The sequence below is a fragment of the Candidatus Desulfosporosinus nitrosoreducens genome (genome assembly GCF_030954495.1).
GTDB classification, from domain to species: domain Bacteria; phylum Bacillota; class Desulfitobacteriia; order Desulfitobacteriales; family Desulfitobacteriaceae; genus Desulfosporosinus; species Desulfosporosinus nitrosoreducens.
In genome coordinates, this window is record NZ_JAVHUW010000025.1 from 58,153 (window position 1) to 69,437 (window position 11,285).

Genomic DNA, 11,285 nt, shown 5'->3' on the forward strand with positions numbered 1-11,285 from the left:
CGTAGCTGCAGATGAAGTTATCTTCATCTGTAGTTTCACTGAACAGGGGGCGAAAGTTGTTGCTGGATCGATATACACACCCCGAAATGGGAAAGCTATGGCAGGATGGTTATGAGTATGAACGATGGTTGGAAGTGGAACTTGCGGTTGCTGAAGTCATGACAGTGCGGGGAGAAATTCCTCAGGAGGCTATGGCGGAAATCAGACGTTCGGCCAAGGTTAACTCCAAGCGGGTTCTGGAAATTGAAAGTATAGTCAGGCACGACCTCATTGCCTTTTTACAAGCAGTTGTAGAGGAAATAGGGGAAGCGGGAAAATACCTTCATCTTGGTTTAACATCGTCTGATGTTAAAGATACTGCCTTAAGTCTTGTCTTGCGGGATTCGGGTCTTTTACTAAAAAAAGACCTCCGAGTCTTGCGTGAGGCTTTGGCTAAGAGAGCTGTTGAGAGTAAATATACCGTCATGGTTGGCCGGACGCACGGCATTCATGCTGAACCTCTGACCTTTGGCTTGAAATTAGCTTTGTGGGTTGCTGAACTGGACCGCCAGGAGGAACGCCTTGACCAGGCAATCTCTTCGGTGAGCGTCGGTAAAATATCAGGCGCGGTTGGAACTTATGCCAATGTGTCACCTGAAGTTGAAGAAGCGGTTTGCAATTATTTGGGGTTGACGGCTGCTTTAGTCAGCAACCAAATTTTGCAGCGGGACAGACATGCCCATTTTGTGACGACCCTTGCCTTGATTGGCGGCTCGCTGGAAAAGATTGCCACAGAAATTCGCAATCTGCAGCGTACGGACATTCTTGAAGTAGAGGAACCATTTGCGAAAGGTCAGAAGGGCTCTTCGGCTATGCCTCACAAGCGCAATCCAATCGTTTGCGAGCAGGTAAGCGGAATGTCAAGGTTATTGCGGGGCAATGCTCTGGCTGCCATGGAGAACATTGCTCTCTGGCATGAACGGGACATGACTCATAGCTCTGTGGAACGGATTATACTGCCGGACAGTTGTTTGCTTTTAGATCATATGCTCAGGCAGATGACCCGAATTATCTCAGGTTTGACCATTCGCAGCGAGCAAATGAAGCGGAATTTGCAGAAAACCTATGGCTTGACGTCATCCCAGCGCGTTCTCTTAGCGCTTGTGGAGCATGGCTGCATGCGGGAAGAGGCTTATGCCTGGGTTCAGCAGGATGCTTTTGCGGCTTGGGATCAGGGGCAAGACTTTATAGACGTTGTTTCTGCAGATCCGCGAATTGCCAACTATTTATCCCAAGACGATCTCAAGGGTCTTTTCGATCTGAGCTATCATCTTCAGCATGTTGACGATATTTTTAAACGAATGAGTTTAGAGTAGAAAGTTTCAGTTTGGGAAATTTACATCAAGGGATGTTTGATTGAGAGATGGGAGGAATCATTAATGGCTGCTGTTGTATTAATCGGTTCTCAATGGGGAGACGAAGGAAAAGGTAAAATCACGGATTTTTTGGCGGAAAAGGCTGATATGGTTGTCCGCTATCAGGGCGGCAATAATGCCGGGCATACTGTTGTCGCTAACGGAGAAGAATTCAAGCTGCATCTTATCCCCTCGGGAATTCTTTATCAGGATAAAACTTGTGTTATCGGCAATGGTGTTGTAATTGATCCCAAGGTCCTGCTTGAGGAGCTTAGCTATTTGGAAGAGCGGAAGATTAAAACGGGTAAATTGCTGATCAGCAGCAATGCTCAGGTAATTATGCCCTATCACTTGGTACTTGACGGTCTGGAAGAAGAGGCCCGCGGGGATAAGAAAATCGGCACCACAAAGCGTGGTATAGGGCCGGCTTATATGGATAAGGCCTCGCGCGTCGGTATCCGCATCATTGATCTCCTGGATAAAGAAGAGTTTGCTGAGAAGCTTGGCCGTAATTTAGAAGAAAAAAATAACCTTATTGTCAAGATTTATGGCAAGGAAGCCTTGAAATTTGAAGATATCTTCGATACCTATTTAGGGTATGCTGAGCAGCTCCGCCCGATGGTGGCGGATAGTTCTTTGGCAATTGACGAATGCATCCAAGCCGGAGAAAAGGTGCTTTTTGAAGGTGCCCAAGGGACACTGCTGGACATCGATCACGGGACATATCCCTACGTTACATCCTCCAGTCCGATTGCCGGAGGAGCGTGTGTTGGGGCAGGCATTGGTCCGACGCGCATTAATCGTGTGGTTGGAGTTATCAAAGCCTATACTACACGTGTGGGAGAAGGTCCCTTCCCCACAGAACTTCTGGATGGAACTGGGGAAGAAATGCGCGCTAACGGACACGAATTTGGAACAACAACAGGAAGACCCCGTCGCTGTGGCTGGCTTGATGCCGTGATTGCCCGCTATGCAGCAAGGATCAGCGGAATTTCTGATTTTGCGGTTACAAAATTAGATGTCCTTACAGGACTTAAAACATTAAAGATTTGTGTCGGCTATAGGGTGGATGGGGAAATCATTTATGAGTTCCCGCAGAGCCAAAAAATCTTTAAACTTTGTCAGCCAATATATGAGGAATTGCCAGGATGGCAGGAAGATTTGACTCATGTGCAACACTTTGAGGAATTGCCTCAGGCGGCTCAAAATTATATTCGAAGGATTGAAGAGCTGACAGGTGTTCCTGCAACCTTGGTTGCCGTTGGACCAGGCCGAGAACAAACTATTGTCCGAGGAACTATTTTTTAGAATACAAGTTTAAGTAAATTTATGTTGTAAAAAAATGAATCTTGACACATTTATCACTTTCCTGTAATATTTAAACGCTAGGACAAGCATTTGGAGCCATTAGCTCAGTCGGTAGAGCACCTGACTTTTAATCAGGGTGTCCCGCGTTCGAGTCGCGGATGGCTCACCATTTTCTAAAAGAATTACAGGTTAGCTTTGGCTATAAAGCGGCAACTGGACAGCAAATGTTTGTTTGTATGTTTAGTTACGCTTTTTTTAATAAATGATTACATAAACGGCCACTTCATGGTTTTAACAGGTACTTAAAAATTCTCTTTCGGAAAAACGAATAAAAGAGTTTTGAAAAAGGCAAACCCAGCGAAAGCTGGGGACGCAAAGCTACGGATCTTCCATGAAAGGATGATGATGGCCGAGTTACCAAACCAGAGGTTTCTTCGCCATGCCTGTCCGGGTGGCGATTTTGTTTTAAGTAATCAGAACTAATACTATTTGAGGAGGGCGTTAATGTTTTGACGAAAATAAAATATCGGATTCTTCTTTTGCTGGTGATTACGACGTTTATTATGGGTCTCATCCTTGGTGGGTATAATATCTATACTGTCATTTCGACGGAGCAAGCCAATATAGCCGAATATCGCTCGACTTTATATGAACAGTTTGACCGGACAATTAAGCTGGAGGTCCAAACAGCTTATAGTTTAGTACAGGATACGTACAATAAACAGCAAAAGGGAGAGCTCACTCCTGAGCAAGCTAAAACAAAAGCTGCGGATCTAGTCAGAAATTTGCGCTATGACCAGGAAAATTACTTTTGGATTGATACAACGGACGGAATAAATGTAGTCCTTCTGGGAAGAACAGATTCGGAAGGCAAATCCCGCTATAATTCTAAAGACAGCAACGGCAAATTATTTGTTCAAGAATTCATTTCCCATGGTTCCCAACCGGGTGGAGGGTATACGGATTATACTTTTGCCAAACCGAACCAGACGGAACTTCTGCCCAAAAGGAGTTACACCTTGTTGTTCCAGCCGTATAATTGGGTGATCGGCACAGGGAACTGGGTCGATGATATGGACAAACTTGTCTTGGCTAAGCAACAAGAAATTAGGCAAAAAGGACAAAAAAGTGTTACTTATACTATTCTGTCGCTTATCATAGCTTTTGGAATTTCTTTGGTATTAGGAACATTGCTGAGCAATAACATTTCAAAGCAAATTGTAAATGTGGCAGAAAATGCCGAGGAAATTGCTAACGGTAATTTGAACATTGACATTAAGAAATTCAGCAGCAATTCGAAGGATGAATTAGGCCAACTCGGAAGGGCCTTTAAAACTATGGCCGAGAACTTAATTCAATTGGTTCAACATGTATCTGTCTCTGCCGCTCATGTTGCCGCATCTTCACAAGAACTTAGCGCCGGAGCGGAACAATCCGCCCAGGCGTCTAATCAAGTGTCGGTGGCTATCATGGAGGTTTCCAAAGGAGCCGATAAGCAGCTTAATGCTATGAATGAAACGTCCGCTATTGTAGAACAAATGTCCGCAGGGATTCAGCAAATGGTGGAAAATGCCAAGGTCGTTGTTCATTCCTCGGAAAAAACGGCTCATTCGGCAGCTGAGGGAAGCTCGGCAATTGATAAAACGATACAGCAAATGCTGACGATCGATCAAACTGTAACTGGCTCTGCAGAAGTAGTCGAGAATTTAGGAGAGCGTTCCAAAGAGATCGGGCAGATTGTCGATACAATATCCGGAATTGCCGCCCAAACAAACCTGCTTGCTTTAAATGCTGCGATTGAGGCTGCCCGTGCGGGAGACCAAGGAAGAGGTTTTGCAGTTGTTGCTGACGAAGTCCGTAAGTTGGCCGAACAATCCCAAGAAGCTTCTCAGCAAATTGCCTCTTTGATTCATGAAATTCAGCAAGATACTCAAAAGGCTGTCCTTTCAATTAACGAAGGAACCCATCAGGTCAAGCTGGGCACTGAAGTCGCCGAAACTGCCGGTCGGGCCTTTAGTGAAATTTCGGCTTTAATTTACGAGGTCTCTTCTCAGATTGAAGAAATTTCTAAAGAGATTCAACAGATGGCGATAGGTAATGAACGAATAGTGACCTCAGTGAATGATGTCTTTGAGGCAAGTCGGAATATCACGGACCAAACACAGACCGTATCTGCGGCGACAGAAGAACAAACGGCTTCTGTTGAAGAGATTGCTTCCTCAAGCAAGGTTTTAGCTACAATGGCTGAAGAACTGCAAGCCGCGTTGAGTAAGTTCAATATTTAACCACGTGCCCTGATGAATATTTAAATAACTTAGTATAGGAGAGTACTTGACACCAATCAAGCTTTCCTGTAAAATTCATATCTGTGAGCTAGGTTGCCTAATATATCAGAGCCTACTTAGCGACGTGGCCCGTTGGTCAAGCGGTCTAAGACACCGCCCTTTCACGGCGGCTACACGGGTTCGAATCCCGTACGGGTCACCACTATTTGCCTCGGTAGCTCAGTCGGTAGAGCAGAGGACTGAAAATCCTCGTGTCGGCGGTTCGATTCCGTCCTGAGGCACCACTTTGTTTTTCTAGGTCTTGACGAAAGACTAAAGCTCGTTTATAGTTGACTTAAAGACTAAAGTGATTTGCGTTTTAACACTTTCGTCGTTTTGAATGCGGACGTGGCTCAGCGGTAGAGCATTGGCTTCCCAAGCCGAGGATCGCGAGTTCGAATCTCGTCGTCCGCTCCATATGAAGCTTCAGGGGGTTCAGGGTTTCCTTAATGGAAGTCTGGACTCCTTTTTTGTATAGGCCGAGGCTCTTATCTAAGAGTATTGGACAGGTAATTTTTGACTAGGCCGGGACTCACTATTCCTTCTAAATCTTAATTATTGGAGGAATTATATTGGCAGGATTGTTAAACCAGAATTCGTGTTTATTCATGTTTTAGCCCCCTCTTTGATCTGATTTAATTGTACCGGGGATTTGGAAATAGCAAAATCTTTGGAATTGAGGAGGGAATAGTGGGGGGGTGTCGAAGACTTATCGGACAGACAACTTTTTTGTAAGAACTTAATTTATAGAGTTGGAATGGCCAGGAACCTAAGTATGACATAAGAGAATGGTCCCCGGATCATATGAAGATGGGGAAAGGTGTTACCTCTTAGCAAAGAGGAATTGGACAAGTTAAGGGATGTTCTAAGTCAGCTTAGCTTCTGATGAAAGGTGTAGAGTTAATGGGAATGAGCATTGGTTTTATAGGAACTGGGGTTATCACGTCGGCTCTTGTTACGGGCTTTTGCTCCGGCGAAGACTTAGATCACAGAATCTATCTATCTCCACGGAATGCTGAACGAGCTTCGGAACTTGCCGGTAAATTTAAAAATGTAACAGTAGCCGGATCCAATCAGGAGGTTCTTGATAAATCGGAGTGGGTTGTTCTCGCTGTAGTCCCTAAATTAGGCGAGGACATCATCCGCCCATTAACCTTTCGGGCGGATCACCGAGTGATCAATTTGATAGCAGATCGCAAATTGTCGGAGATAGCCAGCTGGATAGGAAAAACCCGGACTTTGGTTCACATGGTTCCACTCCCTTTCGCGTCAAGAAGGATTGGTCCCATTGCACTCTATCCGAATGACCTAGACGTAGCTAATCTTTTCGCACCTCTAGGTAATATCATTGGCGTAAATGACGAAAAACAAATTGAAGCACTGTTAGTCATTACGGCCTTAATGAGCTCTTATTATAATCTTTTATGGGAAGTCGTAAAATGGGGTGAGAGTAACGGGCTTTCGATGAAAGAGTCGACAGAATTTACGACCTCATTTTTCGAGGCACTATCGTCCCAAGCACGCTATGATGGAGATTTGAGTCGCCTAGTAGAAGAAATGACCCCAGGTGGACTTAATGAAATGGCATTACATATGATTAAAGGGCAAGATGGTTTTCAACCGTGGGTACGTGCACTTGAGCCAGTTCTAAGGCGAATCAGGAAATAATTAAACCGACATTATCCTTAATTACTTTTAACTTCTGGTTTAAGGAGTACTAAGTTGGTATTATCTAGTTCTGGCTCAAAGTATTAATTTTAAATGGAGAATTCGGATGAAAAAAATTATTGTCTTAAATGGAAGCCCTCATGAACATGGGTGTACGTCAGCTCTGGTTGATGAGGTTATTAAAGGGACTGGCAACCACGGAGCTGAGGTCAAGTTTTACTATTTAAATGGTATGAATATTAAAGGTTGTCAGGAATGTCGTGCTTGTACGGAGAAAGGCCGATGTGTGCAGCAGGACGATATGCAGGAAATATTTGATGAGATAGCTAGTGCCGATGGGATTGTCTTCGCCACTCCCGTCTATATGTGGCAGATGTCGGCACAATTAAAAACGGCTGTTGACCGGTTGTTGCCTTTCCTCCGCCCCGGTTATACCAGCAGCCTCGAAAAGGGGAAAAAGGTTTTGCTCGCGATAACCCAGGGCAGGTCTGATACGTCCTTTTTCCGGCATTACTTTGAGCATGTCGGGAATAATCTTTTATTCCTTGGTTTTGGATCGTATAAAATTCTCATAGCTGGCGGGACTCGCCAGCCGGAGGATTTGACTAATCAGGCCGGATTATTGGAAGAAGCTAGGCAAATGGGCCAGTGGTTTGTTGAATAAAAACTTAGCTCACACTCGTTTTATTGTGAGGTGGGCTAAAGGAGAGTAGCTGCATTGCTTAAATGGATAACCGCATTAGTAGTAGAGCCGGGAAAAGCTCCAGAAGTACGTGAATTACCCAATAACCTCAAAGCTTTTGAATTAACGATTCAAGGTTATGTAGAGACAGTTGAATCCCTTCGCTCTGGATGCCTAATCGTTTACGATGGAAACCACCCACTTAGCCGGAGTCCAAAGAAGAGGGAGGATATTCAAGGGGTATTTATTATTATGCGAGTGGAACAAACAGAACCAGTATCGCTAAGTGAAGAGGATATTAAGGCACTCGCCGAGGTCTATGGATAGAGCTATGCAAAAGATAGAAAACTGCAGTAAATTGCATTATAAATTGCATTAGTTGAAGGATCACCCTAAGCGATCTAAATGAATGGTTAATGCAGCATGCAGTTTTTCTATAGAGGGTATAGAAACAATTCCTTAGCTCGTAAGAAGGCTAACAAATAAGATTGAAAAATTTTAGGGGGGATACCCCTTTTATTATTGCATTTCTGAACTTTTATATATAAATTTATAGATAAGTAAACTATTACCGTTAGAAACAGAAATGCAGTTTTAATGCAAATTAATGCAGATTGTCTAAAACTGCATTAATCTATTTCTTGGCCATTACTGGGATTAGAGGAGGAGTGTTCAATGATTTGGCAAGAGTATGCGAAACAATTAAAAGAGGTTCTTTCCTTAGAAGGTAGTCCCGTAGGCGTAGCTTTTAGTGATTTGCCCTCAAGCAATGGTAAAGACAGTAAGGTATATGCCTGCTCAGCATTCTATCAAGCAGCCCGCAAGGGGATTACCTTCAATGTTAGTGCCGAAACAAGTCCTTGCCCCGGGGGTACAACCTCGCTTGGCCTAGCTGCCCCTTCACCGGAGCGGGCTGCAGCTGTAAAGAAGTTTCTTATTGAAGGAGAAAAATTCAGCTCCTGTAATGCCTCCTTTTTCCGTTCTCGGGCCCTAAGCCAAGCCCAGCCTCCAATTGGTGTCAGTAAATATGTGGTTATTGGTCCTCTTGAGCAGTTTGAATTTAAACCTGACTTAGTACTTTTTCTATGCAATCCCGCACAAGCCAGTCGTTTGGTTACGCTGTCGACCTATGAAACTGGAATTCCCTTGCAAGCACAGTTATCCGGTTCAACTTGTGGAGGATCAATTGCTTATCCGCTATCGACAGGCCGGGCTAATGTTTCATTCTTAGATAATTCCAGCCGACATCTCGTTAAGGGGTTTAAAGAATCAGACCTTATTTTTAGTGCTCCATACTTTATGGTCCGTAGCATCGTTGAGAGTATTCCTTTGTGTACGGCAGGTACGGCTCAACCAGGTATGGGATTTAATGAAGTTATGAATAAATAAGACGTGTTACTTAATTTTATCTGATTGTGAAGTCGTGGCCGTTCTTGAAGAGCGGCTATGACGTTTTAACGGCTAAGGGGTACATACTCTCCCTAATAAGCTTAGCGATGCTTTATGAGCAATTAAAGCTAAAGGAAGTTTAGACGATTCCCTCTTTTCGCAGTTGTTCAATCTGTTCCAAGCTAAAACCTAGAGCCTGTAAGAGCTCATCCGTATTTTCTCCAGTTTTAGAAAAAGTCATTTTAGGCTCTCCAGGGGTCTCAGAAAGTTTTATGGGAACTCCGGTACATACTATATCTTTACCTGATCCTTGGAAATCAGCCAAAGTACAAACCATCTTTCGCGCCAAAACCTGAGGGTGTTTGACCATTTCATCCAGAGTAAGTATCGGTGTAAAGCATATATCAGAATCAGAGAAAAATTCTACCCATTCGTCACGAGTCTTTGTGAGCATTATCCTTTCAATAGCGTCCTTAATTTTATTTTGACTGGATTTTTCTAATTGTAAAGGAATAAATTCCTCAACGCCCAATTTCCTGCAGAACCCAGCCCAAAATTTATCTTCGATTGCACCCAAGCTTACAAATTTGCCATCTTTGCACTTGTAATTATTATACGTAGCATATCCGCCAGTCAACAATTCTCCGCCACGTATTGGCAGGTCTCCATTTCCGCCTGACCATTCACCCATAGTATAGGCCAAAAGACTAATAGCCCCGTCCATCATTGCTACGTCACAAAGCTGACCTTTACCCGTTTTTTCTCTAGCCGCTATGGCAAGCAAAATAGCTATTACAGAATAAAGGCTGCCTCCAGCGATATCAGCTATTTGTGCTCCGCACATGGCGGGAGGTCCATCGTTCGTGCCCATTAACTCCGTAACTCCAGCAATATTGAGATAGTTTATGTCGTGACCGGCCATGTCACGCATCGGACCAGTTAAACCATAGCCAGTCAGCATACAATAAATAATACGAGGATTTATCTCTTTTAAACTTTCATAACCCAGGCCAAGCTTATTCATGACATCAGGTCTGAACTGGTCCAAAATAACATCGGCATTGGCTACCATTTTTTTAAATATCTTTTTTCCTTCCGGATGTTTTAAATTTAAACTTATACTTGTTTTATTGCGATTTACCGTATAAAATCGAGCACTTGTATCGTTAATCAAGGGAGGCAAGTATCGTCCCAATTCGCCTTTAGGCTCCTCAATTTTAATAACTTCTGCCCCGAAATCAGCTAAGATTTGGGTTGCTAAGGGGCCGGGCAAATACCTAGATAAGTCTAATACTTTAATACCTTCTAAGGGCAATGCCATAGTCCTAACCTCATTTCGCTTATTTATTTTGGTTATATTAAGTTAACTACATTTATCAACCTTGGGTGAATATTCCATGTCAGATAAAATAAATCCTTCTCTTGGAGATAAAAATAACCAGACCCTAATAAGATGATTCCAGGGCCCTTCTGGTAACGAGACGTATTGGGACCCTTCCGGCATCCCTAAAGCGAAAATGTTAGTGATATTAAATATATTGATGGCTTGTAAAATGACGCCTGTCTTGGGGGCTGATGCAGGTAATGCTGATATTTTAGCCTAGAGAAAATATGAAACCGTAATCTTTGCCTTATAATTTAAAGGCTGGATTACGGTTTTCTTATTTGGACTAGAATTCTTCCAAATCTTCAGAGTGGAAGCCTTGAAAAGAGATGAAACAGAGTAACAAAAATGGACCTGTACAATACATTAATAATGACCCATGAAATAAGTCTTCAATGCGGGTTGGCAGAAACAAGGCAGAGATAGGATATTATCCCGGTTTGATTTGTAAATGAAAGAAATGGTTGGGGGATGAATTAATGGCTGAATTGACTACGGGATTAATCGATAATACATCGTTTGCTGGAGGAAGACCAACATCAACCTTCACGGTGATAGTCACCAACGATGGAGAAACTGAAGCTAGCATTGAGATATTTGGTTTTTACTTGACAGGGACTACCAAGACGATGTATGTATTGGAATTATCTGTTTTGGCAGAAGGCGAAGTTGAGACTAGAAACTATTATGCTCAGTTTGATGCTTTTGAATTTCAGTTTACCACAAGTTCCGATGCAGTGAAGATTTCTGCCTGGGGAATAAATGATGCAGGAGAATTAGTTGCAGCTCATCGTGTGCTGCCGGCAGAGCTTGATCCATTAGTTTTTCAAAGAATAACAGGTGCCACAGGAGCAACAGGAGCGACAGGAGCAGCCGGAGCCGCAGGAGCAACGGGAGCGACAGGAGCAGCCGGAGCTGCAGGAGCTGCAGGAGCAACAGGGGCCACAGGAGCAGCCGGAGCCGCAGGAGCAACGGGGGCGACAGGAGCCGCAGGGACTACGGGAGCGACAGGAGCAGCCGGTACCACGGGAGCGACAGGAGCCGCAGGGACTACGGGAGCGACGGGAGACACGGGAGCGACAGGAGCAGCCGGAGCCACAGGAGCGACGGGGGCCGCAGGGACTACGGGAGCCACA

The 11,285-nt window shown here is 44.1% G+C and carries 8 protein-coding genes, 4 tRNA genes, 1 pseudogene and 1 riboswitch; of the genes and pseudogenes, 12 read left to right on the forward strand and 1 reads right to left on the reverse strand.

The window, feature by feature from the left end:
• Positions 1-59 precede the first annotated feature (59 nt).
• The 11 genes from purB (at position 60) to REC12_RS02695 (ending at position 8,765) form a co-directional block, all read left to right on the forward strand.
• Positions 60-1,355, forward strand: a complete 1,296-nt coding sequence (gene purB / locus REC12_RS02640; protein WP_510167163.1) for an adenylosuccinate lyase — start codon at positions 60-62, stop codon at positions 1,353-1,355.
• Positions 1,356-1,418: 63 nt separating this feature from the next.
• Positions 1,419-2,702: an adenylosuccinate synthase gene (locus tag REC12_RS02645; protein ID WP_308892178.1), complete on the forward strand. Its 1,284-nt coding sequence runs from the start codon at positions 1,419-1,421 to the stop codon at positions 2,700-2,702.
• Between the two features lie 93 nt (positions 2,703-2,795).
• Positions 2,796-2,871, forward strand: a tRNA-Lys gene (locus REC12_RS02650).
• Positions 2,872-3,039: 168 nt separating this feature from the next.
• Positions 3,040-3,124: riboswitch (cyclic di-GMP riboswitch) on the forward strand.
• A gap of 87 nt (positions 3,125-3,211) precedes the next feature.
• Entirely contained in the window at positions 3,212-4,987 is a 1,776-nt protein-coding gene (locus tag REC12_RS02655) for a methyl-accepting chemotaxis protein (protein ID WP_308892179.1), read from the forward strand.
• 126 nt (positions 4,988-5,113) lie between these two features.
• Positions 5,114-5,189, forward strand: a tRNA-Glu gene (locus REC12_RS02660).
• Positions 5,190-5,195: 6 nt separating this feature from the next.
• A tRNA-Phe gene (locus REC12_RS02665) sits at positions 5,196-5,271 on the forward strand.
• Positions 5,272-5,368: 97 nt separating this feature from the next.
• A tRNA-Gly gene (locus tag REC12_RS02670) sits at positions 5,369-5,443 on the forward strand.
• Between the two features lie 486 nt (positions 5,444-5,929).
• A complete protein-coding gene (locus REC12_RS02680) occupies positions 5,930-6,694 on the forward strand; it encodes an NAD(P)-binding domain-containing protein (RefSeq protein ID WP_308892180.1) in 765 nt (254 codons plus the stop codon).
• A gap of 106 nt (positions 6,695-6,800) precedes the next feature.
• Entirely contained in the window at positions 6,801-7,358 is a 558-nt protein-coding gene (locus REC12_RS02685) for a flavodoxin family protein (protein ID WP_308892181.1), read from the forward strand.
• Between the two features lie 54 nt (positions 7,359-7,412).
• Positions 7,413-7,703, forward strand: coding sequence for a DUF3846 domain-containing protein (locus tag REC12_RS02690; RefSeq protein WP_308892182.1), 291 nt, complete (start codon positions 7,413-7,415; stop codon positions 7,701-7,703).
• A 348-nt stretch (positions 7,704-8,051) separates the two neighbouring features.
• A complete protein-coding gene (locus tag REC12_RS02695; protein WP_308892184.1) occupies positions 8,052-8,765 on the forward strand; it encodes a DUF169 domain-containing protein in 714 nt (237 codons plus the stop codon).
• 139 nt (positions 8,766-8,904) lie between these two features.
• On the opposite strand, the gene REC12_RS02700 is transcribed toward REC12_RS02695, so the two are convergent.
• On the reverse strand, positions 8,905-10,086 hold the full coding sequence (locus REC12_RS02700) for a CaiB/BaiF CoA transferase family protein (RefSeq protein WP_308892185.1): 1,182 nt from the start codon (positions 10,084-10,086) through the stop codon (positions 8,905-8,907).
• A gap of 542 nt (positions 10,087-10,628) precedes the next feature.
• Between REC12_RS02700 and REC12_RS02705 the strand changes: the two are divergent.
• A pseudogene (locus REC12_RS02705) lies at positions 10,629-11,285 on the forward strand (hypothetical protein); the annotation flags it as partial.